At 40.8% G+C, this 24,321-nt stretch carries 21 protein-coding genes and 1 pseudogene; 5 read left to right on the top strand and 17 right to left on the bottom strand.

What is annotated here, in order from left to right; translation table 11 throughout:
• Positions 1 to 22 precede the first annotated feature (22 nt).
• The 6 genes from HWQ44_RS07645 to HWQ44_RS07620 form a co-directional block, all read right to left on the bottom strand.
• Positions 23 to 1,492 (bottom strand): efflux RND transporter periplasmic adaptor subunit, encoded by a 1,470-nt coding sequence (locus HWQ44_RS07645; RefSeq protein ID WP_292717056.1) that lies wholly within the window; start codon positions 1,490 to 1,492, stop codon positions 23 to 25.
• Between the two features lie 564 nt (positions 1,493 to 2,056).
• Positions 2,057 to 2,698 (bottom strand): Uma2 family endonuclease, encoded by a 642-nt coding sequence (locus HWQ44_RS07640; protein ID WP_292717052.1) that lies wholly within the window; start codon positions 2,696 to 2,698, stop codon positions 2,057 to 2,059.
• A 159-nt stretch (positions 2,699 to 2,857) separates the two neighbouring features.
• Positions 2,858 to 3,046, bottom strand: a complete 189-nt coding sequence (locus HWQ44_RS07635; protein ID WP_292717049.1) for a hypothetical protein — start codon at positions 3,044 to 3,046, stop codon at positions 2,858 to 2,860.
• Between the two features lie 227 nt (positions 3,047 to 3,273).
• Positions 3,274 to 3,753: a response regulator gene (locus HWQ44_RS07630; protein WP_292717047.1), complete on the bottom strand. Its 480-nt coding sequence runs from the start codon at positions 3,751 to 3,753 to the stop codon at positions 3,274 to 3,276.
• 397 nt (positions 3,754 to 4,150) lie between these two features.
• On the bottom strand, positions 4,151 to 4,399 hold the full coding sequence (locus tag HWQ44_RS07625) for a hypothetical protein (protein WP_292717044.1): 249 nt from the start codon (positions 4,397 to 4,399) through the stop codon (positions 4,151 to 4,153).
• A gap of 263 nt (positions 4,400 to 4,662) precedes the next feature.
• Entirely contained in the window at positions 4,663 to 6,975 is a 2,313-nt protein-coding gene (locus tag HWQ44_RS07620) for an NACHT domain-containing NTPase (protein WP_292717041.1), read from the bottom strand.
• Between the two features lie 401 nt (positions 6,976 to 7,376).
• On the opposite strand from HWQ44_RS07620, the gene HWQ44_RS07615 reads away from it, so the two are divergent.
• Positions 7,377 to 7,781, top strand: coding sequence for a DUF3775 domain-containing protein (locus HWQ44_RS07615; RefSeq protein ID WP_292717038.1), 405 nt, complete (start codon positions 7,377 to 7,379; stop codon positions 7,779 to 7,781).
• On the opposite strand, the gene HWQ44_RS07610 is transcribed toward HWQ44_RS07615, so the two are convergent.
• The 10 genes and pseudogenes from HWQ44_RS07610 to HWQ44_RS07565 all read right to left on the bottom strand — a co-directional run bounded on the left by HWQ44_RS07610 (position 7,778) and on the right by HWQ44_RS07565 (position 15,721).
• A complete protein-coding gene (locus HWQ44_RS07610; protein WP_292717035.1) occupies positions 7,778 to 7,993 on the bottom strand; it encodes a DUF1816 domain-containing protein in 216 nt (71 codons plus the stop codon). The genes HWQ44_RS07615 and HWQ44_RS07610 overlap by 4 nt on opposite strands.
• Positions 7,994 to 8,781: 788 nt before the next feature.
• Positions 8,782 to 9,161, bottom strand: a pseudogene (locus HWQ44_RS07605) (fasciclin domain-containing protein).
• 304 nt (positions 9,162 to 9,465) lie between these two features.
• Positions 9,466 to 10,068 (bottom strand): hypothetical protein, encoded by a 603-nt coding sequence (locus HWQ44_RS07600; RefSeq protein WP_292717032.1) that lies wholly within the window; start codon positions 10,066 to 10,068, stop codon positions 9,466 to 9,468.
• 45 nt (positions 10,069 to 10,113) lie between these two features.
• Positions 10,114 to 11,139, bottom strand: coding sequence for a glucokinase (locus tag HWQ44_RS07595; RefSeq protein WP_292717030.1), 1,026 nt, complete (start codon positions 11,137 to 11,139; stop codon positions 10,114 to 10,116).
• An 84-nt stretch (positions 11,140 to 11,223) separates the two neighbouring features.
• Positions 11,224 to 11,871 carry a histidine phosphatase family protein gene (locus tag HWQ44_RS07590; protein WP_292717028.1) on the bottom strand — a complete coding sequence of 216 codons (648 nt, stop codon included), beginning with the start codon at positions 11,869 to 11,871 and terminating at the stop codon, positions 11,224 to 11,226.
• 241 nt (positions 11,872 to 12,112) lie between these two features.
• Entirely contained in the window at positions 12,113 to 12,328 is a 216-nt protein-coding gene (locus tag HWQ44_RS07585) for a hypothetical protein (RefSeq protein ID WP_292717025.1), read from the bottom strand.
• 45 nt (positions 12,329 to 12,373) lie between these two features.
• A complete protein-coding gene (locus tag HWQ44_RS07580; protein WP_292717022.1) occupies positions 12,374 to 13,261 on the bottom strand; it encodes an endonuclease NucS domain-containing protein in 888 nt (295 codons plus the stop codon).
• Positions 13,262 to 13,332: 71 nt separating this feature from the next.
• Complete coding sequence (locus HWQ44_RS07575) at positions 13,333 to 13,896, bottom strand: Uma2 family endonuclease (protein WP_292717020.1); 564 nt, start codon at positions 13,894 to 13,896, stop codon at positions 13,333 to 13,335.
• Between the two features lie 33 nt (positions 13,897 to 13,929).
• Positions 13,930 to 14,661, bottom strand: coding sequence for an ABC transporter ATP-binding protein (locus tag HWQ44_RS07570; RefSeq protein ID WP_292717017.1), 732 nt, complete (start codon positions 14,659 to 14,661; stop codon positions 13,930 to 13,932).
• 826 nt (positions 14,662 to 15,487) lie between these two features.
• Positions 15,488 to 15,721 carry a hypothetical protein gene (locus tag HWQ44_RS07565; RefSeq protein WP_196522570.1) on the bottom strand — a complete coding sequence of 78 codons (234 nt, stop codon included), beginning with the start codon at positions 15,719 to 15,721 and terminating at the stop codon, positions 15,488 to 15,490.
• Positions 15,722 to 15,882: 161 nt separating this feature from the next.
• Between HWQ44_RS07565 and HWQ44_RS07560 the strand changes: the two genes are divergently transcribed.
• Complete coding sequence (locus HWQ44_RS07560; protein ID WP_292717012.1) at positions 15,883 to 18,006, top strand: flavin-dependent dehydrogenase; 2,124 nt, start codon at positions 15,883 to 15,885, stop codon at positions 18,004 to 18,006.
• Between the two features lie 60 nt (positions 18,007 to 18,066).
• Here the strand turns inward: HWQ44_RS07560 and HWQ44_RS07555 are convergent, their stop codons facing one another.
• On the bottom strand, positions 18,067 to 19,605 hold the full coding sequence (locus HWQ44_RS07555) for a hypothetical protein (protein ID WP_292717010.1): 1,539 nt from the start codon (positions 19,603 to 19,605) through the stop codon (positions 18,067 to 18,069).
• Positions 19,606 to 20,628: 1,023 nt separating this feature from the next.
• Here HWQ44_RS07555 and HWQ44_RS07550 point away from each other — a divergent pair.
• The 3 genes from HWQ44_RS07550 (at position 20,629) to HWQ44_RS07540 (ending at position 24,312) form a co-directional block, all read left to right on the top strand.
• Positions 20,629 to 22,083 carry an aminotransferase class V-fold PLP-dependent enzyme gene (locus HWQ44_RS07550; protein WP_292717007.1) on the top strand — a complete coding sequence of 485 codons (1,455 nt, stop codon included), beginning with the start codon at positions 20,629 to 20,631 and terminating at the stop codon, positions 22,081 to 22,083.
• Positions 22,084 to 22,196: 113 nt separating this feature from the next.
• Positions 22,197 to 23,483, top strand: a complete 1,287-nt coding sequence (locus HWQ44_RS07545; RefSeq protein WP_292717004.1) for a sulfite oxidase — start codon at positions 22,197 to 22,199, stop codon at positions 23,481 to 23,483.
• A gap of 37 nt (positions 23,484 to 23,520) precedes the next feature.
• Positions 23,521 to 24,312 carry a sulfite exporter TauE/SafE family protein gene (locus tag HWQ44_RS07540; RefSeq protein WP_292717001.1) on the top strand — a complete coding sequence of 264 codons (792 nt, stop codon included), beginning with the start codon at positions 23,521 to 23,523 and terminating at the stop codon, positions 24,310 to 24,312.
• Positions 24,313 to 24,321: the final 9 nt, after the last annotated feature.

The raw sequence follows: 24,321 nt of genomic DNA, 5'->3' as shown, positions 1-24,321 counted from the left end.
ATTACGAATTACGAATTACGAATTACGAATTATTTTTTTCTTTGGCCTTTTCGATTTTGTAATCTTTGGGTGGGTTAACAAAAATGCGATCGCCTTCTTTAACTCCCTCTAAAATCTGAGTTTGGTCTTGAATTTGTGCCCCAACTGTAATTTCGCGGAACTGGGGTTTATTCTTTGCATCGGGTACGAGGACGCCAGTTTTACCCTTTTCGGTGACGATTGACACCGTTGGTAATACCAAGGCATTATTAACGCGATCGCCTAAAAAAGTCAGATCCACATTTAAGCCAGAACGCAGTTTATCTATACCAGTATCGAGAGCAACCCGCACCTGGAAGGATGTCACACCTTGTTCCACCACTGCTTCTGGAGCAATCAAGCGCACATGACCTTTAAAAACTTGATCGGGATAGGCATCGGCGACAATTTCCACCTGCTGTCCCTGTTTCATTCTGCCAAGATCGGCTTCGGGAACTTGAGCTAATATTTCTAAACCGCGTGCTACAGCGACAATTGAACTGGAAGTTGCCGATGCACTAGTAGAAGCAGAGGTTGTGGGTGTGACAAACGCGCCTGGTTCAGCATACTTCTGGGTAACAATTCCCGACAGAGGAGCGCGAATAATAGTATCTTCCAACTGCACTTGTACACCCTTTAACTGAGCCTCAGCGGATGCAACAGCGGCTTGACGCTGGACAATTTCTTCAGAACGAGTGCCATCTTCTAACAGTACCAAGGCTGCCCGTGCTTCGTTAACAGCGGCTTGGCGTTGGTCGATTTCCTCAGTCCGAGTCCCACTTTGGACTAAAGAAAACCGTTTTTTCGCTTCTTCTAAATTGGCTCTAGCACTTTTGTCGTCGCTGACGGCTTGATCGAGTAATTGTTTTTTCTCTGCTCCCTCTTTATATAGATATTGATAACGCTTTACCTGTTCGCTGGTGTAATTTACCCTTGCTTGAGCCGCATCTACTTGGGATTGAGATTGAGCAATCTCTTGGGGACGATTACCAGCCTTAGCTGCGGCTAATTGGGCTTGAGATTGTGCTAATCGGGCCCTTGCTTGAGCGATTTCTTGAGGACGACTACCAGCAAGGGCTTGGGCTAGCTGTGCTTGACTTTGGGCTAAGTTGGCACGGTACTGGCTCCTTTGAGCCTCAATACCGGCGCTATCCATCCGCGCGAGAATTTGCCCTTGTTGAATGCGATCGCCCTGTTCCACGTATAATCGCGACAGCACTCCGGGATTCTTCGGACTAATATTTACGCTCTGAACCGGTACGACTTTGCCACTAGCTGTAATCCGCAACGTGACATTTTGTGCTGCAACTGGCACAGTTAATTGAGCAATATCTTCTTTGTTTGTCCCTTGATTTACCAAAGTGTAAGTTGTTATAGTACCGACAACCAAGGCACTCCCTGCCATCAGCCCCACCAGCCAGCGCAATGGATACTTAACTTTGCCAATAACTGGAATTTCTATGTGCGTAGCCATACTATAGAAGCCTGTAAATCTTGCTGTATAAGAATATTTTTTAGTTAGAGGACAAGTGAATAATACGGAGTTGTTAAAGCTTTGAGATTAAATTTTTATGAGTGAATTAACAACCAGACGCATAATTCGCTTCATAGTTGCTTAATCTTCCTTCATACTAGGCATTAGTATTTCTGTATGTCTTCACCTGAAAGGGTGACTTTAGCCACAGCATATTAGTGCAATTTTGAACTATTCGTGAGAAACAAGAACCCCGACTTTTTTGAGAAGCTGGGAATCTACGGCTGGCAATTCTCACAAATCAGATAGGATTGCTATAGTGCGATCGCGCTTTAGAGGTTGTTTGAAAAGTTGTAAAGTATACTCAAAACCCCGCTTCCATTCCTCTCCCCGAAAGGTCAAGAGGCTTTGAAACCCCCCTTCCCTACAAGGGAATGGGGGCTGGGGGGTTAGGTTTTCGAGGCTTAGATGTTACCAAAAAACTTTTCAAACATCCTCTTTTAGTTGCTCTGTATCCTTTTCTTTTTCCCTACTCCCCATTTCCTACCGCAAAGCAGTTTGTAATTATTGCTGAAATTGGGTTAATAACCAAGCACCAACTTGACTTTGATTTATTTGACGAGTTCGCCGTAATGCATCGTTTAATAAAGAAATTGCTAATCCTGGTAATACCTGAGATTCTGTAATCCGCCTACTACCTTGGTTTTCAATAGCAAAAGCCATAACTTGGACATTCTGGACATTTAAAATCCAGTATTCTTTCACTCCTAAATCTTCGTATAAAAGTCGTTTTTCACCTTGAGCGTCAGCAAGTGAAGTATTAGCCACTTCAATAACTAAATCTGGTGGTGAATATATATCTAAATTGATGATAGAAGTACCGTAGGGAATGACATCAGCATTTTCACCAATATAGTAAGACACATCAGGTTGAGCTTCCTTAAAGCCTGTTTTCCGATATGTACAATTATCCTTACCATTTAGAGCAATGCCTTTAATGCTCGCAAACAAGTTAACAGCAAAGATAATAATTGTATGGTCGCTGGCATGGTCATTCCCGATTGGCGGCATTTCAATCCTCATCTGTCCATTTTGGTAGTAGCCTTTGGCTTTTTCGTAGGCAGGATTTTCAATTATTTGGATATATTCATCCCAAGTTGCTGCTATCCAGGTATTGGTTGCTAGTTGGGTCTGTAATTCGCTCATAATATTGCGAAAGAGGAACTTTAACAACGATCATACAAGTTTCATTTTCCAGCACTAAGCTGACAGCAGAGCTTTAACTGCATCCTTACTAACAATTCTCATAGGGTGTGTTACGCCGGAGGGTAATGCACCGATGGTCTACTTTAACAAAACCAGTCTTTAAGGTGGATGAACGGAGTTCTGAGGTGGATGAATCCAGTTCTGAGGTGGATGAACGGAGTTCTGAGGTGGATGAACGGAGTTCTGAGGTGGATTAACGGAGTTCAAAGGTGGATGAACGGAGTTCTGAGGTGGATGAACGGAGTTCTGAGGTGGATGAATAAGTATCTTTGCAACTTTTGTGGGCACTGCTTATCATTCGCTTGAACCCATCTGTTTACATTGTAGGCTGTGTTCAACCTACAGTTGTACCCTGAGCAAGGGTTTGTTTAGCTATGCAGTCTATAAATTTATTTCAGGGCGGGTAAACAATGCAGATGCTTAAACTTACTTATAAAGGCTGCCATCCGGTTAGGCACAAGTCTGCTATGGATAACTGTAACAGCCGCTCTCTGAGGATTTGCCAATGTCCTAAGCTAAGCTATCTGACCACTGCTATAGCACTCTAAAGCTAGTAGTTTGTGGCAAAAATTTTCCGCGACTTTTTTCTGTACTTGATTCATAATCGTAGAAACAAATTTGTCAAGGTCTAATGGCTTAAGTAAATATTCTTCAAACTCTACATCTGGAATCTGCTCACAAGTACCTGTGGTAGATGTTGAAGTCACAATGATTGGAATATGATTACCATTGTCTGCTTCTATAGCATTCAATGTACTTAGCAATGTATAAATACTTTCACCTAAAAACCTAATTTCACAGACAATAATGTTGGGTGTGAACCAACTCAGGATTTCTAAAGCTTCTTTTACGGAACCAGCCGTAATCACATTTGCGCTCAGGTCTTTGAGTAAAATTGCGTACAAATCTCTACTATCGCGATCGTTATCTACAACCAGTACTTGTACACCTTTGAGTATCCCAACTGTCAAGCAAAAGTCATTGATTAAATTCATAATAAGACCTGCGATTAAGACTTTAAGGGCAAAGCGATCTGAAAAATCTGTACTCTTAAAGAGATGAGACAACCGGATAGGTCAAATAAAAAGTAGCAGAGGAACCACTTAATGGTTAAGATTACTAGATTTTGTTTTTGTACTATGAGCGGGTGTTGTTTGATTTCCTAAATGAGTTGATTAACTACGACACAAAACGTAGTAAAACTTTTCAAAGAAGGGCACGAGAATGATCATTAGTGTCAACTTAGAGCTAGGGTGAATAGAATTCACCGCTATACAAACATAGATGCAGAGCGGCTTTCCGTAGGGTAGACCACTTGGGCTAACAAAATATCAAGCTTTTTCTAACCCGCACCATACTTACTAGCGATACACAACAGTTCTCAACAGCAAATCATTCAGTTGTATTTTTCTCAATTTCTAGTGCCTCAAAGCTCTGTGTTAACTGCTGCCAGAGGAACTCAATTTTCTCGTAGCACTCCTGTAAAGAAAGTTTTTCTTCACTCTGTAAATTGGAGATGTAATAGACTCTTTGAGAAAATTCCTGAAGATTAGCATTGAATACAAACTTCTGGGGTGTGAATTCACCCAGGTATCGATGGTAGAGAAAATTATTTTTGTCTCGCTGATTGTAGTCATCCATATAAAAATCCTGATAGCGAAAATCTAGATTTTTGAGAGTCCGTTCTCAGGTTGCCCTTAGATATAGTAAATCAGTTAATTTCAAAAACGCTAAATAACCAACTACTAAAATCAAAAGTAAGAGAGAATCTCTTGAATGTTTCTGTTCCTGTACTATAAAGTTGGCATTGTTTGATTTGATGAATGAGTTGATTAACTACGACACAAAATGTAGTAAAAGTTGTTTTTGCAATCCAAACCTCTTTGAAGAATTAACTAAAAGAATTATTGCCATTCCCTGTCCTCAAGTTCCTTCTGAGGCAACAATAAGGTGGCTTCAATTTCCTGCCTGATAGCAGGCGTCACTTCAGAATTGCTATGCAGGCAATCGAGTAGTAACTGATTAGCATCATAGTAGCGTTGCAGCACTTGCTCTTGTTCAGGGCTAAACTGCCACTGGTGGTTAATATTGCGATAATTAATCACCGTGATCTTTAACTGTTCAGCCCAGGCTGAATAGTTGGTTTGCGACCATAGCCGAAACTGTTCTTGACTATGATGAGGATTTGGCAATTGGTCAGAGAGTTGTTCTAGAGATTTATAGAGTCCAACATCGAGAACAATGCCCAGAATGTTCGACAGAGCATCTCCACAGGCGTGGATGTGGGCAAAGTCCTGGCTCTCATCAATTGCACACTCCAGCAACAGGTCATCTAATGCCGCATCCAGAAACATCCCTTGGTCAAGGCTAGCGGCTAGGGCAAAGTGAGAAGCTACGTGAGGAGTCCGACTCAAGGCCAGGTAAAATGCTCGAACTGTTGCATCTTTTGGTTGGGTGAGAATACTGCGAGATTTTTGGCTAGCCCAGGTCAAAAACTCTTGTAAATAAGCGTCTTCGGCAACCAGTGCATCAATCTGTTGCTTCATCAACTGTACTAGAGAGTCTGCACTACGGAGCATGGTAGCTGTCAACAAGAAGATTTCGCGCCAGTGCGGGTCAGTGATGTGACTGACCAGACCTTCAAGTGCTTGCTCAAATGCCTGTAGGTTATGGCTGGCAACGATTTTCCTGGCTGTGAAGTATTCTTGAAAGGCCAGATAGGAGAAGGAAAAAATTCCCCGCGCCCGTTCTGCCAGTAGCCCATGTTGAGCCTCCATTGACTTCAGCGCCGCTTCACTTTCGATTTGCAGTGACTCTGCATCTATTGGCACGTTAGTCAGATTCTGAATATAGTCACCAATGTATTGCTCAACAACACGTTGCTCAAAAAAGTAGTGACCTTGCTCAAACGTCGCTGCGGCAATTTGACTCAATAATTTGAGCTTTTGTGGTAATAAAAACCCTCGGTAAACGTCATCCCGTTCTATGCCTCTGGCTTCATCCCATTTGCCCAATAGAAGGTCTAAACCTTCCTTATAAAAGTCAGTCCGTTTAGCCGGAAATTTTTCTTGACCGTGGAACACCCAGCAGGCAAGATGCAGAAATAAGGGTGTGACGACGAGTTGGCGAAATTGCCAGTTTTCAGCTAATTCCAACTTCTCAATAAACTCAACGGACTGGGCCTTACCATCTTCAGTGTTGGTCTTGGTAAAGGCCACAAACCATTTTTGAGCGAAGGCTCGGATTTGTTCTAAGGTAAATGGAGCAATTTCAACATCGGTAAAGCCTCGGATTCTGAGTTTTTGAGCTGCTGTTCGACAGGTGGCCACCAGCTGATTTTTGTGATACTTCTCTGAAAACCTCCGAATTTCGCTTAAGACAGCATTGCTTTGTTGCTTAAGAACTTCATCCATACCATCAAGTAACAGTAACACCCTGCCTTCATTCAGCAAAGTTTCAATGACTGAGGGATCGGAAATTCCAGAGGTGAAAAACTCCTGGCGAATGTAGTTTAATAGGCTGAACTCATTGGTGACTTTAGATTCTTCAGCAAAGTTTCTCAGTGTGATGAAGATCGGCACCTGATTCGCCGCAAATGCGTTCTGGTTAGACTGAATGGCGAGATATTTCAAAAAGGTGGTTTTACCTACTCCTGGTTTGCCTAGCACCCTGAGTTTGGTGTATGTTTCAACTGCCTGTATACCAGGTATTTGGTTCTGGTCAGCCTCACCTAAACCAAAACGGTCAAATTCTTTGGGATCAAGGTTTTGCAAATCAGTGATTTCTAACCACTGAAAACTGGCAATCTCCTGCAAAACATTTACATCTATATATATGTCATCGATCGCAACGGGACGGCTAATATCCAATAACTGCAAAATGCCACACTGGTATTGAATTTTGTCGAAGCGCTGCGATCGCACTTGTTGCACTAATGTATCAATATCCGGTACAGTTGGCTGAGTATATTCTTCTATTTCCAAGAATTCTGCTGGAGGATTGGTAGCAATCTCCCGCCAATTCAGTTGCAAAACCAAGCAAATCTCAATAAAGGTATGACGCTCAACCGGACGACCACTGAAAAACCGCCAAATAGGTTGTCTAGTTTTGAGGTTAACTTCTGCTGCTAGATTGTCTTGTGTCCATCCCTTAAGAGCAAATGCTCTTTTAGCCTGTTGAATCCCAATGAGTGATGCTTGGAGCGATCGCTTGACCATAGGACAAAAACCCTGCTCCTCAAATCATGAACTTTAACTTTTATAAATATCTGCAATTTTATAGCTTTTTCTGTGATAGTAACATTCTACTCCTTTAAAGTTATACAAAACCCAAGAAACACTCTCAAATTTTTAAACTTTTGTCACAAAATCAAACATTATACGTTCATCTTATACATTTCAAGCTTTTGACAACACCTGAATTTAAACACGTGTCTGTAATACTTAAGTACAGGCTGAAGAATTACTTAGTGGTTACTTGCTAGATTAAAAATCTCTAGCTGCATAATATAGATATTATCTCAGTATACCTTTGTATTGAGAAAGTTTTGGTAGTAAAATTGCTAAGTTATCTCTATTATTTTGTTTGTGTTTATTCACTCTAATCTGAATATAAAAACATGACTTATTTATCAATTAATAAAATAGATAACGTTATTGAAATTGCCGAATTAGTTTATGGATCAACGGGATCTGGGATAAAAAAACAACCAGAAATATTTATAGAGCAATTGTCTAATTATTTAGAAGATTTCAAAATAGCAGAAAGATATTCAGTCAACATATTACATAAATATATTAACAAATTTTCCCAGGAAGAAAAAGCAGAGTTAATAGCTCTGATGTGGCTTGGTCGAGGTATGTCAGATGGACAATTAGAAGACTTCCAAAATTTGCTTAAACAAGTAGTAGAGCTTATACCTGAAAAGTATGCAACCAGTTATATTATCGAAAGACCCCTTTTAGCAAAATATTTGCGAGACGGGCTTCAAAAACTAAATATTTGGACTTCTGCTTTATCCTAAAAAATCGTCAGGACATCAGGCTGACATTGCTTGACTAGTGCAATGATATCTCTGGCTTCTTCTTGATATAAGTCTTCGACGTAGCCACTTCTAGAAAGTTGTGCCTCTTTTTCACTATCAAAATGGCCAAAGTAATAAGTGCAATGTGGAATAGAGGTATTTATTTCTACCCACCAGGCAAACTCTAACTGATTAGATTGAAATAAATTCATGATAGATACCAATGATTAATTGAATTTGATTCAAGATAGTATTCATTTATAAGGTAAGACAACGAATTTTGGCTCACAGATTAAAGTCCAGTTTGATATAGAGATATTCCATTCTTCAATTTTAGTTATGTCGTTTTATAAACTGGCATTTCCTGATAGCAGGAGCTACAACGCCAGTAAATTCTACCCGAACTTACGTGACGTAGTAAGGTATGTGAACAGCAAAGACAAGTATAATTACTATTCATAAATCGACTGATTTCTGTAGATAGATCATTGGGGCTATGAAGAGTAATTAAATTATTCTGTCTAGTAAATAAATATTTCATTTTCAAAGCCTCAACTCTTAAGTTTATTTAGCTGATAATATTTTTATTGTTAGGGCAAATTTGAAGATAAATGATATCAGCGTCTAAGAGGTTGTTTGAAAAGTTTTTTTGGTAACATCTAAGCCTCGAAAACCTAACCCCCCAGCCCCCCTTCCCTACAAGGGAATGGGGGTTTCAAAGCCTCTTGAACTTTCGGGGAGAGGAATGGCAGCGGGCTTTTGAGTATACTTTACAACTTTTCAAACAACCTCTAAAGTATTGACTAAGTGAAATACCCTTAAAAAATATAAAACAGACCTAACCTCCCCCAATAGCAAGGAGGAGTCAAAGCCTTTCTCCTAAAATGAGAGAGGTATGATATTTAATGAAGTTGAGTTACTTCAAATATATTTAGACAGTAATGAGGTAGTGACTATAAATAGTTTCTACCCCACAGATATTATTTGTCATCTATATATTTTATTTATTTACTGAGGAATCAATAATGATGTGGATGACACCGTTATCATTAGCAGCATCGGGTTTTGAGGCTGTGGAGCATGATCAATATTGACATTATGGAAAGGGTCAATTTTAAAACTTGAACTTTCAATCGGCTTTATGGGCATCACTTTGCCGGAAACGATGTGATATGTTAAAAGTTCCTGGAGCTTATTAATATTGTTAAGCAATGTCTCTATAGTATCTGGTGGAAGCTTTGCAAAGGCTTGATCTGTGGATGCAGAGGCGATAAACGAGTCAACACCTTTAAGAGTATCTATCAAATTGGCAGCCTTGATTGCATCAACCAGGGTGCTAAAAGAACTAGCGGTAACGGCAGTATCCCTAATATCAGCCATTTATTTCACTTGGTTATGTGTAATTTGCTAATTATTTCAGCATGACATCCTAGTGTTAGAAATCGTGTTTCAGTAAGCGGTTGAGTAGCGTATAAGTTGTATGATATGGGCTAAAAACCTAAAATATAGCAGAATTTAGGAGTCAATGGAAAATCTTATTACCTACAATCAAAATTTTTTTATTTGGTTTGCGATATATGTCCTAAATTGTAAAACATTATACACTATATTAACTATCGATGCTCACCTACCTATTAGCCCTGCAATTGATTACAAGGCTAATATAGTAGAGGTTTTAGTTATTTCACTTTTTCAAAACTACATGGAAAGAATTTAAATACCCAGTAATCGTTTTAGCTAGTGTCTTCTGCTGTTTTTTTGTAGTTATTGCCATTACTTGATATAGTCTTCCTTCGGCAACATACATTCTACTGATAGTAATTTTACCTCCAGAATTGATGTACTCAATTTCTTTGCCGGGATGATTATTGGAACTACGAATGTTTCGTTGACTAATTAAATTACTTTTTGTAGTCTTTAAAGCCATATCTCGTGCATTATTAAGTACAGCTTGGGGGTCAGCCATTTGACCGTAACTATAAGGAAAATCATTGTAAGCAACTATGTATGCTACTTGCTGTTTTGGTGGTTGAGCGACAAATATTTCTAGGTTAATTTCCCCCATATAAGTTTTTTGGGATTGAGTATTTCTGTTGGGGCTTCCCGGCATCAAAATACTAAAGCGCCCATCTGGAGGAGTGTATAACTTCCATTGTGGCTGCACGGGTTGAGAAACCTTTGGTTTGACAACAGCTGCCGGAGGTTTGGGTTGACGCGCTTCCACCAAAACAGAGCCACCACAGACAATGGTGGCGGCGATTAGTGGCAACAGACTTTTAACTGTCATATTTTTTGCCTTTTGAGATGCTGATCTCACTGATGATGCCAGCTGTTATAACCTAGCAGCACATAAAGCAGCACCAATTAGGCCGACTTGCGAGTTGAGGATAATATACACGGGGATCTCTTCCAGGAGGCGGCGCATCCTACCTTTTTGGGTGAAATTTAATAAGAAACCGCTATTTTGGATTAAGGGCAGGATTTTGGGTGCAATTCCCCCAGCAATGTATAAGCCACCGTAAGGTAGGAGTTTCAGGGCGAGATTGCCGGCTTCTGCACCGTAAGCTTCTATAAATAGTTGCAAAGTTTGTTCCGAGAGGCGATCGCTACCTTGTAATGCAGCTGTACCAATAGCAGCACCAGCATCAACACTTTTCTCTTCCTGTCCCGCTTCTTGTTCCCAAGTTCTGACAACTTGGGCAATATCTGGTGATTCAGTGGCAAATTTGCGATCGCGTAAAAATTGGTAAATTGCCACAATTCCCATTCCAGAAACCACGCGTTCCACAGAAATGCGCTGGATATCATGTTTACCCAGCAGGTATTTCAACAGTTGAAACTCGATCTCGTTACGAGGGGCAAAGTCAGCGTGTCCACCTTCTGAGGGAAAAACTTGATAGTCGTTTCCATGTTTAATTAAAAATCCTTGTCCTAAGCCAGTACCAGCACCAATAATTCCAATGGGAGCATCGGGTTGAGATTTGCCAATTTGCAACGTGTGCAAGTCTTGTTTTTGTAAACCTGAAATGCCATGCCCAACGGCGGCGAAGTCGTTAATCAAAGAAATGTGCGGGATACCCAATTCTTCTTGTAGACGTTCGGTATCCAGGAACCAGGCTAAATTTGTCAGTTTGGCAGTATTTTTGACAATGGGGCCTGCGATCGCAAAACAAGCCTTTTCTGGTATTGGTGTATTAGCTTTGAGCAAAAACTGCTGCACTATGGGTACTAAATCAGGAAAATCAGCACTGTGATAACTTTCCTGATAAATAGTATGTAAAGCTGGTGAATCTGATTTTTCAACCAATTGCAGAATAGTTTTCGTCCCGCCAATGTCTCCTGCTAGTAATAAAGTCATAGAATTTATTCGCGAATTAATTACTTTTTTTGTAGGACATACCCAACGTACCAGAAGCCATGAACGCAAATCTCTATCAAAGGTTTAAGCAAATCGAATAACTTCTTCTATGTGGGTTAAATGGGAAGTATCTCCCGTTAGTTCTAATAACCATTCTGGGTCTTGGCGTACCACTTTTACCAGAGAACATAAAGAAGCTTTAACTTCTGTTTTGGCAATTTCCCCCACTAGCCCCATTGCTCCCCCCAATACAGATGCACCATGTGCTATGAGCAAAATATCCTCTGGAAAGAACTCAGTAGCTAAACATCTAGCAGTTTGTCCAGAACGTTCTCGCACTTTTTCGTGAGTTTCAGGAAATTTTGCGGCGATGCGCGAGGTATAGCTGCTGTCAATTCTGGGGAATAACTCTGCTAATGCTGGAGTTGAGAGTCTGTCAGGTTCTTCTGTCATCCAAACTGGATTTAGCCATTCACTCAAGCCTGTTTCGAGTTTGATTGGCAAGTTGAGCATTTCTGCAACTGCGTTTGCTGTTTGTACAGTTCGCAGGAAAGGAGAAGCGAAAATATGGCCAATATTTTCTCCTTTCAATCGTTTAGCTAATTGTTGTGCCTGCACCATACCATCATCAGACAAGGGTGGATCGTAGCGTCGTTCGGCAGTGAGAAACCAATCAGGGTTTACGAAATCGAGGCGGTTAGCGTGTCTTGCTATCCAGACTATTTGACTCATAAGTTTAATTATTCCGTGAATAGAATTCGCCGCTAAACAAATATATAGATATCTGCAAGGAGCGCTGTAAGTATTAATATATGACAAAAATCGTAATAATATTTAATAATACTAATGATTAGGAAAAGTTATAAATGCTGTCAATATAGCTTTTATTAAAGCCTTTTTAGCCAAGTTTCTAAAGCAATATCGACTATAGTAATCTGCTAAAATGTTTAAGATTGCGATAGTAATACTTTGCTTATAGCCTTTTTAGCCATTTTTCTAAAGCTACCTCAACTAATCCATTTAGAGAATCATAGCGATCAAATTTATATGTATTAAGTCTTCCACCCCCAATAACATGAGTAAATTCATTTGCATCTATTTCTAGTAATTTCCTTTCCTCGGATGTTAAAGGTTCCGAGTTATTAAGCTTTCTAGCTATTCGGTTTCTATCTTTAGAATGTTGGAGCATGTCTTTATATCCTTTGTGATCCTTAGAACCTTTATTTTCTACTATTTAATTCATTATTTTTATTCTAGTTGAAAGTGTCTTTTTGGATAAATTTATCTTTGTACCAATTCCACTTGGTACATATCCCTCTAACAAAGCATTGCCTTGCCAATCTGTCCAAATCCTTGCTCTACTTATACGGTCACTACTATTATTTTTTAAACCTAACCATAAAAATATAATTGGTATTCCTTTACTATCAAAGTAAAATTCAGTGCAGAATTTACTTGTTTTACTATTACCATTTCCATATTTAAAACTAACAGCAGAAGATATTTCTTCCATCCGTTTATCAAAGCTAAGAATCTTTTGACGAAATTTTAATATTCCTTCTTGTTGTTCAGAAGAGCATTTAGCTAGATGGCTCATCAGCCCTCTAGAAGGTGAAGGTATATCTTCACGTCTTTCTCTGTCCTGATGAGCAATTTCTATTTTTAAAACTTTTTCATTATCTAAATCTAAATTTTTTATCTGTAAATAATAGTTAAACTCATCTGCTAAAACTGCAAATTCAAAAAAGTCAATAGACAAATTATGATATTTTTTATCTGTAAAATTATCTCTATGGAAATTAGGCTTAATTGCTATTAAGCTAATAGGTTGTTGATAGTCTATTTCGTCTTCTAAAGGTTTTACTTCCTGTAAAGCGTCATAATATCGAGTTAGCTGCTGAACAATATATCTATCTTCAACATTTTTCAATTCCAACACCACTAACTGTTTATTTTCTCTCAATGCTAAAATGTCGCAAATTTGACCTTTAACATAATATTGTCGCTTTAACGGAATTAATCCGAAAAGTTCCTTTAAATTCGCCCAGACAAAATCTTCTAAATCAGCTTCAGTCGCAAATTTCCAACTATTACCCGTTTTTATTAAATTCACGAAATCCATTATCTGACTCTAACTTGAGTAAATTACTATCTTTAGTATTCCCAAAGCTAGACATGAATATAAACAATTGCTTACAACTTCAACCATCCAAATAGTTGCCCTACAGTTAATTGAAAATCGCTAACTAAATCGGGAACTGGTAATATTTCTTGTTCTTCTTGTAAAAGTTCTGGTTGCTGCTTTGGTGGATAGACTAAAACAGAGCGATCGCCTGGATCAATTAACCAACCTAAACGACTACCATGTTTTAAACAATGTAAAATATTTCCGGTTACTTTAGTCTGGCTTTGTTCTGGCGAAAGAATCTCAATTGTCCAGTCTGGATGTGTCTTAAAGACATTCGCCACATCGCCACGTTCATCTGTGGGAATCCGTTCCCAAGCAAATACAGCTACATCAGGAACAATTGAACGTCCGCCAAAAGTACACCTTAATTCTGGAAATGTAAGGGCAATTCTTTGAGGTTTCGCTACAGAATTGATATTACTGACTAGTTCACCCTGAAGAATACTATGTTTTCCCTGTGGCATTGGCTTTTGAATAATTTGACCGTTGATGTATTCTGAGCTAGGTTTTGCTTCTGGTAGTTTTAAAAATTCTTCCAAAGTTACGGGTTTAGTTGATGATTTTACCATCTGCTTCTACCTCCAAAATTTTCATTTAATTATTTATCCTAAATAAGCTTTTTTAACTCGCTCATCACTAATCAATTCTGATGCTGCGCCTGTTAAAGTAATAGAACCAGCTTCCAAAACATAACCGCGATCGGCAATTTGCAGCGCCAAATTCGCGTTTTGTTCAACTAACAAAATAGTCACGCCTGTAGCCCGGAGATTTTCAATAATTGAGAAGATTTCCCGGACGATCGCAGGTGCTAAACCCAAGCTAGGCTCGTCTAAAAGTAAGAGTTGTGGTTTACTCATGACAGCACGAGCGATCGCTAACATTTGTTGTTCGCCACCACTGAGAGTTCCTGCTAGTTGATTGCGTCTTTGTGACAAGCGGGGAAATAGCTCAAATTGACGCTGAATGTCTGCCTTTATCTCTGCTTGATTGGAACGAATATAAGCACCCAAAAGTAAATTATCAAGTACTGTTTGCCGCGCTAATACTCTACGTCCTTCAGGACAATGGGCGATACCAAGTTGGACAACTTCGTGAGTTTGACGGCGGTTAATATTATGTCCATTATAGATAATTACACCACTCTTAGGATTAACTACTTTAGAGATGGCGCGGAGTGTAGTAGTTTTCCCAGCACCGTTAGCACCAATTAGAGTCACTACCTCGCCTTTTTGAATAATTAAATTAATCTTTTTTAGAGCTTGAATGCCGCCATAATTAACATCAAGTTCTTGAACTTCTAAAATTGTATGATTTGGTCTACTATCGGCTTTCATAAACAGTTTTTATCCATAAAGATTGAATGCTGGTTCACAACTTAACATACATCAATATACGGTTTCAAACTACTGTGTTACCGATAGCGAGTCATCTCTCATATCATGTTCGGATAAAGACTTATCATTTAGACCGCAGGGGTGCAGGGGGCAGGGAGAAAGAGGTTTTCCTGATTTTTTTTTGCACGGATGCGGTAATCATAAGTAATTAACCGGACTTGATATCAAAGGGAGACCGAGCGTCAGAGTTCCTCCTAGACATCGCCTCAAATCAGATTCCTATAACAACGAAATACTGCAATTCTTGTGGTATATCATTAATTCTGATCAGCATAGGGACTTCCAAATAAAAAATACTCAATTACTTCTTGTGAGAATGGGCATCTCACCCGCCCGTAGCCAAAGGCTGACAAGACGCCCACCTCACAAGATTGGATTAATTTATATAAAAGCAGCGGAAAACTCTATCACCTTGGGTGTGGAGAGGGATAGGCGTCCCAACTCTTAAGTCAAACAGGCCAAATAAGGCATTGAGAAGAATTACCAATGCCCAACAAAAAATTCCGTCCCATTAGATGTGGAGTTTTCATTAGATGTGGAGTTTTTCATTAGCAGGGTAAAACGCTGATATGGTTAATTTAGTGGTTTCTGTGCCATGAATGCAAAAATAGCAACCCAATTGCCAATCCCATACTGACAATTATTGTGACTCCTGTACCTAAAAATGCGTAGGCACAGCCCGCCGCAGGCATCGCCAATATTCCAATATTTAGATACAGACCTAGAAATCTAATGCTGCGACAAAAACTTCATTATATAAAAGGTTTTAGGAGAACTTTTCCCACGATTGGGCGACTAATTGGCTTAACCACCGACGTTGTTGCTGATCCAGCAGGGGATCGTCTGCTAGCAACTGAGCGGTTAATTCTTCCAAAGATTGACCCTGAGCGCGGACAATTTTAATAACTCCAGCGATCGCACTGGCAACTAGTTCTTCATCAATCGGCTGTTGTCGTAGGGCAACAATTTCCTGGGGACTGTCTGGAATGGGATAATTCATAGCGTGGGTTTACACTTTTACAAAATGAACAATAAATTTGACAAAATCTTAAAATTTCTTCACTGAATCTTTACGAAACTAATAGGGCGGAGTCTACCTTACTTTGTGCCTTCATAAAATCTGTCTTAGTGAATAGATTGAACGGAAATGTCAGGGAACAAATGAGAGAAATCCTTTATTTAGAAATTCCAACTCCGGATATAGCAACTGTGCGTAGCTGGTTACAAACAGATTTTGAACCCGGAAATGGAGAAAAAGTGCTTACCTCGGAAGGCTTTCGCCTCAGAATACCCAGTGCTACTACAATTGCTGGGGTGACTCTTTCCGAAAACTTGCCTGCGGAACTTTCGGTATTTGTTTGGTCGGTGCAACGAACTACCTATTTAAAAGTGTTTCGTTGGGCAGAACAACCCTTTCCCAGTGAGGGACAAATCCTGCAACGTCTAACCAAGGAAATCAGAAGCCGTTTTCCGCATCATTACCCAGAACCGCCAGCAATTGATTTAGCCCAGCAATCGATTTTTGCAGCACTAGGCTCTGCTTACCCCCTCACCGTCAAATATTTTCAGAAAATGCCCAACGGTGAATACGACCTAACTCGTGCCTATTGGTGGGAACAACGATGGCGCGAGGGAGTACGGAATCCGCAGCAGCCGCGTCAAGTCGTATTTTCCAGTCAAGGGGACTGGGGAAAAGGTAATCCCAATCCCCAATCTCCAATCCCTAATCCCCAGTACGACATCATTTACATCGGTGGCGCACTAGGCGCGATTCATGCAGCACTGATGGCAAAACTAGGATATAAAGTCCTGCTGGTGGAACGAATGCCCTTTGGACGGATGAACCGAGAATGGAATATAGCCCGCGACGAGATTCAAAGCTTGGTTAACTTGGGTTTAGTCACCCCCGCTGAGTTAGAAACCATCATTGCCAGGGAATACAAAGACGGATTCAATAAGTTTTTTGATGCTAATAATCCAGCCAAACTGCGATCGCCCGTCCTCCACACACCCACAGTGCTAAATTTAGGCTTAGATTCCGAAAAATGGCTCCAAATGTGTGGGCAAAAACTGCAAGCGGCAGGCGGTGAAATTTGGGATGAAACAGAGTTTATCCGTGCAGATATTGATATATCACAAGTACTTCTCCAAGTCAAGCACTTACCCAGTCAAATTGAGAAGCAAGTAAGTGGACGACTGCTAATAGATGCAATGGGAACTGCGTCCCCTATCGCTTGGCAATTAAATGGTGGTCGTGCCTTTGATAGTGTATGTCCGACAGTGGGAGCGGCAATTGAAAGCGGATTTGAGCCAGAAGTGTGGGATTCCCAGTATGGGGACGTTCTTTACAGTCATGGGGATATTTCGCGGGGAAGGCAGTTGATTTGGGAACTGTTTCCTGGAGCAGGTGATGAACTGACGATTTATTTATTTCATTACCACGAAGTCAATGCTGAAAATCCCGGTTCCTTGCTAGAGATGTACGAGGATTTTTTCACGATTTTGCCAGAGTATCGTAGATGCGATATGGACAAGTTGGTGTGGAAGAAGCCGACATTTGGGTATATACCGGGGCATTTTAGTGTCGGAAGTCGCGATCGCAAAGTTGCCTTTGATCGATTGATTGCGATCGGTGATGCTGCATCACTCCAGTCTCCCCTCGTCTTCACCGGTTTTGGTTCGCTAGTTCGCAACTTAGAGCGCTTAACAGCGCTGTTGGATACTGCTCTTAAACATGACTTGTTGAGTTTCCGACACTTGAACCAAATTCGGGCTTACCAAAGCAACGTTTCAGTGACTTGGCTATTTTCTAAAGGCATGATGGTACCCACAGGGAAATTTTTACCCCCGCAGCGGATTAACTCCATGCTCAACACCTTTTTTGGGCTGTTAGCAGACGAACCGCCAGAAGTCGCAGATAATTTCATCAAAGATAAGTGTGATTGGTTAACCTTTAACCGCCTAGCACTGAAAGCAGCTAGAAAAAATCCTGCCTTGCTTTTATGGATTTGGGAACTTGCTGGCCCTAGAGATTTAGTGCGATGGCTTGGTAGTTATTTCAACTTCGGTCGTCATGCTCTGATTAGCGCTTTACTGAGTCCGTGGTTTGGGCGCTTCTTGAATCGGGTAGGTTTTTGGCTGGAACCTCGGAATCCGGGATTGTGGCTGTGGCTGTTGGCGATTAATTATGCGATCGCTACAGGCAAACCGCGATCGCGCAGTCAGGTAGTAAAATCTAACCCCGAAGCCATAATTCCGAAGTCAGAAGCAAGGATTCTAAATTAGTCATTAGTCATTGGTCATTGGTCATTAGTATTTAGACAAATGACTAAGGACAAATGACTATTAACTCTTAGGGCGAAAATTCGGCAGTTCCACAGATGCCAATGACTTACGCCCCTTAGGTGGACGCCGGGGATAAACTACTGGTGAGGGTGAATTAGGTGAATTGGCATCATTGGTGTTATCACCTAATGACTCTGGGGAGAAATCAGTTGCCGACAATTGTGAAACTTCAGACCAATAGTCTTCAGTTTCTCCAATAGGCGTCTCGGTGTGAGGTGAAGTAGAAGAAACTAGTAAGTTATTGGCTGGTGAAAGCATAGAATCTGTTGTCCAAGAAGTGGAGGTAGTTGCAGGAGGATTCATTTCTGCTTCCAACTCCCCCTCCTGTGGATTTTCTTGTTCTTCATCGTCTTCTAAGATTGTTGCTAAAGTCTCCCAGGGCGCATCACCTACATCCGTTTTCGCAGCAGGTGGTGGGGATGTCGATGCAGGCTGGGAAGTGAAAAACATTTGAATTAGAGTATCTAATTGCTGATCTAGATTTGATGAACCCAAAGGTGAAACAGCTTCCGCTATCTGTGGGGCATCATCAATTTCTGGAGATGACCCTGAGTCTGTTGGTGTTGGGGTATCTTTCTTAACTGTCCAGTTCCAAGAAGATGATGGCGGCGGAGTAGCTTCATTTCTTTGGAATGGCAGTGGTGTAGAGGGTTCGCCCCAAGAATTATCTAGTTCCTCACTCAAGGATTCTGGTTCTGCTGACCAAGGTTGAATTGGATGTGCGTTAGGAAACAAAGACCGAGCTTTTCTAGAGAATCTTCCTTGGCTACTAGTTATATCTTTGGGATGTTTGGCAGTATCCTCTAGGGAATCATAGCTAGGAACGGATGTATCTAGACATTTTTCCAGAGCTGCTTTGAATTGCAGAGTCTGGCGTTGTTGTCGCATCAGTCTAGTACGTAACTCCCGACAAGCATTTTCCGATTGCAATAACTCCTGAGACTGTTCGTTGTTGTTAGTGTGTAGCAACGTACATTCTCGCTCTAACTGGGCAAGGCGTTGTTGGCTAATTTGTAGCTGTGCTTTATAAGTATCAGTGAAAATTTCCTGGCGTTGAACAGTTTGTACAGCAGTTTCTAATTGTTGAAATAGAGACTTTATTTGTTCTTGAGCCGCAGCTAATTCCTGAGTATGTTGGTTGAGCATCGACTCAGTAACGCTAGAACGCGTTTTCTGCCACTGCAAAACCTTTTCTGACTCAGCTAGGTTGTCTTTTAGCTGCTCCACTTGTGCATACAAATTATTGTTAGCCGCACGTAATTCTTCGTTCAATGCCAGCAGGTTCTGAAATTCCGAGTCAATAAGTGCTTGTTTGCCGCTTTCAGGCTCTGCAACCCAGTCCTGCTGGGTGGTATCTTGGGTATCTTGTGAAAATTGTATATCTTCAGCTGGCATTAGGAGTGGCAGTTGTCTAACTGCCACATTGTCATTAGGCACAACTGAGTAAAAGGGACAACTCGCCTGCTCTGATTGTGGCGAATTAGCAGAATTTAGGGATTCCATCACAGCCCCCTTGTTTGAGGTGTCAGCTTCATTCATCACTCTTGACTCACCTGCTTAAAAATATTCAGCAGTGCTGGCATTAGCATTGCTTATCAACTGTGTCTAATCAGGGTTTGCTCTAGAAGCTAAGTTTAACTCTCTCCAAGCACCAGCAATTAATCATCAATTGGTGTTCCCCATTTTGTATCTAGACTGATGCCGTTATAACACTATGATGCTCTTTCCCGTCAAGAAGAGGCAAGCAGAAGGGGAACTCGATCCGCCTTTGAGGATAGGCAGCAGAGAGGAGAAATCCAATACGTTAAAAACTAAACTGTATTAGCTATTGGCTGATGAAGTTTTTCTACATCAAAAAACTGCCTCACATTACATTTTATTTCTTATAGCCGCATCTGTCTTAGGATATAAATAAAAATGTGTCCTTCAACACATTTTTATACTGGCTTATTTCTTACTCAGGATAGATGTCCGTAGAAGTATCTACTATTCGATGATAATTCTATGATCCTGGGCGATCGCTATTTAATGTCAGCAAACAACTAAGAGCTTCTGCGATGACTGCAATGTTAGCAAAACATGACAAATACGAAAAAACACGGATATTTTTTTGTTTAATAAGTAACGAGAAGCCTAAGTAAAATAATAAAGATTTTTTAAAGAGTAATCTCAACTTAGTCGGGGCTTTTTTATCGTTAAATACAGTCCCAGTAATTAATTCTAAGCTTCGTTAGTGAAAAGCTTTTTCTATCAACTTGTCTTCAATTCGTCAAGTTTGTTTAATGACTACAAGAAAATTGTTTAAAGTATACTTGACTACTTATGAATATAGATTACAATGTATGCTTATTTACAATAAAAATATTTTAATCAAGTATCAATGCGGATATCATTTTTAATTAGTTTATTAAAGAATAATTGGAATAGCCGAGTTTTCTCTTAGGAACAAAGTAATTATAAAGACCATAATTACTGCCAATCGATATGATTTTGGCGTGAAATAAAGCGTTGTAGCAGTTAAGTTTGTCCAAAAAATCCAAATTTAAAATAGGGGTGTTAAAGATGACTGACGTACTTGCAATGGGCGCAAATATCAAGCAAGAGACTGTTAAATTACCGCTGCTTGTAGACAATTGTGATAGCTTTTGGGACAAAGAAATCAGGCCGTTATTTACAGATGAGTCTCTATCTTTCACGGTGAAAACTCTTAACGGAAACTATGTCAAGTACGTCAACTTGGATAATGGGGCTACAACCACTCCCTTTGCCACCCTCAAACAGCATGTGAACGAAATGCTTGACACCTATGGCAGCGTGCATCGAGGTTCTGGGCAAAAGTCCATCATCACTACACGAGAATATGACGACAGTCGGAACATCATTCGGGACTTTGTGGGGTCATCTTCAGACAACTATGTAATCTTTGCGAAGAATACAACAGAAGCAATTAATGGAGCCGCCACACTGTGGGCAAAAAAACCTGGGAAAATCTTAGTTTCTGATATCGAGCATTCATCAAACCTGCTGCCTTGGGTTACTAGAGACGAAGTTGTACAGTACAGAACCCAGTCGGATGGAAGTGTAAGTGTTGCAGAAATTGAAGATATCTTCAAGGCACACAAAAATCTCCCCGAAGCCGAGCAAATTAAGTTAGTAACTATTACAGGTGCTTCCACAATTACAGGTTATAGACCCCCGATTTACGAAATTGCAGCTTTAGCACATCAGTATGGTGCGAAGATATTTGCCGACGTGTGTCAGTTAATCCAGCATGAACGAGTAGATATGCGTGCAGATGATGACCCATGTCATTTAGATTTTGTGGCATTCTCTGGACACAAGATGTATGCCCCTTATGGAACCGGGGTTTTGCTAGGGCCAAAGGAATTTTTTGATAGTTCCTACCCTTATCAAATCGGGGGTGGAAACCTGCCTTATATCACCAGAAATCTAGAGATAAAGCGATTTTATACAGAACGGGCCCATGATCCTGGAACACCAAACGCAATGGGTGCGATCGCTATTGCCAAGGCGATTGAAATTATCGAAGCACTAGGGCGCGATCGCATTGCTCAGTATGAACACTCTTTAGTTGAATTCACATATACACGGCTGGGGCTGATTCCTGAAGTCAAATTACATATCCCCGGAGATAATTTAGCCCATGTTATCCCCTTTGATATTGATGGGTTTGATGGACGCTTAGTAGCAGAAATTCTGGCACAAGAATACGGCATTGGCGTTCGGGCTGGGGCTTTCTGCACTTATGAATACATTCGCAAACTCAAGAATGTTTCAGACGAGCAAGACTGTGAGATTGCCAAGGAAGTAGATAGAGGAATTACGCGCAATATTCCTAGTATTATCCGAGCCAGCTTTGCTGTATATAATACATTAGAAGATTGCGATCGCTTTATAGATGCGATCGCACAAATAGCTAAAAACGGATTGGCTCACTATTTGCCCAACTACACACAAGATCAGATTACTGGTGTTTGGACAGCAATAAACAGTTAGTTATTTGAGGGCATTGGGCAGTATATCAATAGTTCTCCTTCCCCTATTTCTCTTGCTGCTTCATCAAGCCTTATTGTGTGTATCTTAATTACGAATTACAAGGAGGTAATAGCTTGAGCGATGAAAACCTCTTTGACCAGGAGGATTATCTACAGGCACGGGTTGATCAGTGCATTTGGCAAAAAAGTACAGATGCAGGTATTTCGCGCCAGCGCTTTCTGCAAATACTAGCCACTATGGTTGGCGCAACAGCCATCGGAGGGTTAGCTAAACCTGCACCTGCTCACAGTCAGGCAGCTGTTAAAACCAAGGGCAGTAAAATACTTAAGCCATTGCCACCAGGGTATATCTCTCATAGCAAAGGCACATTAGAGATGAACTGGGAAGCGATGTATGGGCGTGGTTATTTAGTACCAAACGATTGGTTCTATGTTCACAACCGCAGTACGCCTCCCCCTTTTGACCCGTCTACATGGCGTTTGCAGATTCACGGAACTGGCGTTTCTGCACCTTGCGAGTTCACTTACGATCAAATCGTCGCCATGCCGTCCATCTCAGTCACTTGTGCCATTGAGTGCGCTGCTAATGGTCGGCGATTTTTTGAAGAAGCTTACAACACACCACTATCTGGAACACGATGGAGGCTTGGGGCTATTGGTGTGGCTGAGTGGACTGGTGTACCACTTGGCATGTTATTAGAGCAAGCTGGACTGAAATCCACAGCAAAAGATGTACTCGTTGAGGGTGCAGATGTGGATTCGCTGGACTCAAAGGGGACAAATAAATCCAAGTTCAACAACGTAGTTCCGATTGCCAAAGCACTAGCAGATAACTCGCTCATCGTCTATGCAATGAATGGAGAACCATTACCTCCAGATCATGGTCAGCCGTGCCGTGCCTTATTCCCTGGTTGGGGAGGAAATGCCAACGTTAAATGGATTGAGCGAATTGAAGTTTCCCAAACGCCGATATATACCCAGTGGGTGACGGAGCAGATGGTGCTGGTTGGTGCAGATTACCCAGCGATCGCTCCCTATAAAGGTAAGCTGATTACCTACCAAAATGTCAAGAGCGCCTTTGAGTTGGCTTGGCCAGCTACGCTTTCTGCGAGAAGCCACTTACTACGTGGACGTTCTTGGTCAGGGAAAGGAAAGATTGTGCGTGTGGAAGTCAGCCTGGATGGCGGTAAAACTTGGCAACTTGCACGATTGAGAGAACCAAATTTTCCATTTGCATGGGTACGCTGGGACATTGAATGGAACCCACTTCCTGGGGAATATTTTCTCCAAGCTCGTGCTACTGACAATTTAGGTAATACACAACCTAGTACAGTTCCGTGGAATGATTCTGGATTGCTCTATGGAGGTGTTGTTAGGCATCCGGTGACAGTACAAGGTTAATTACATCCAAGTCAGTTATTTAGAAAAAGACCTATTTATGATTGATTTTAGTTGGTTGATTTTAGTGATGGGGGGTCTAATATCTGGAGTTATAGCTGGACTTTTAGGAATAGGTGGCGGTATTATCACAATTCCTCTTTTAGTCACACTAGGTTATACTCCCGTTCAGGCGATCGCTACTAGTAGTCTTGCTATTGTGATTACTTCAATTTCTGGAAGTTTGCAGAATTGGTGGATGGGCTACTTTGACTTTAAACGAGTAATCTATTTAGGAATTCCAGCTTTTCTAACTACTGGAATAGGTGTATATTTCGCCAATAAAATTCCATCCTATATAATACTCTTTACATTTGGCATCATACTACTTGCTAATATCTATCTGATTGAGCTTCGTAAGCAATTGGCTTTCAAAGAAACAGAGGATACAGCCCCAGTATTTAACCCATTGGTTTCTAAAATTGGTACTGGGGGAGCAGCAGGAATTTTAGCAGGTTTATTTGGCTTAGGTGGCGGGACGATTATGGTGCCGCTGCAAATGTTGCTACTGGGAGAAGAAATTAAAGTAGCAATTCAAACTAGTTTGGGTGTGATTGTCATCACTGCTTTAGCTGCTTGCACAGGACACACATTAGAGGGAAATATTCTGTTTGCTCAAGGTATAGTTTTAGGATGTGGCGGTCTTTTAGGTGTTCAGATGAGTACTCGTACATTGCCAAAACTACCAGATTATACTGTGAGTTTAGTGCTTCGTATTTTCTTAGGAATACTATCAATTTATATTTTTTGGGAAGCTTGGACAAATTATCAACAAATAGTTCCTAGTTTGTAATTTGGATGT

The organism is Nostoc sp. JL34 (assembly GCF_017114945.1).
In the GTDB taxonomy this organism is placed as follows: Bacteria; Cyanobacteriota; Cyanobacteriia; order Cyanobacteriales; family Nostocaceae; genus Nostoc.
Note: the sequence above shows the minus strand (reverse complement) of the source record. Positions and strands in the feature narration are given on the sequence as shown.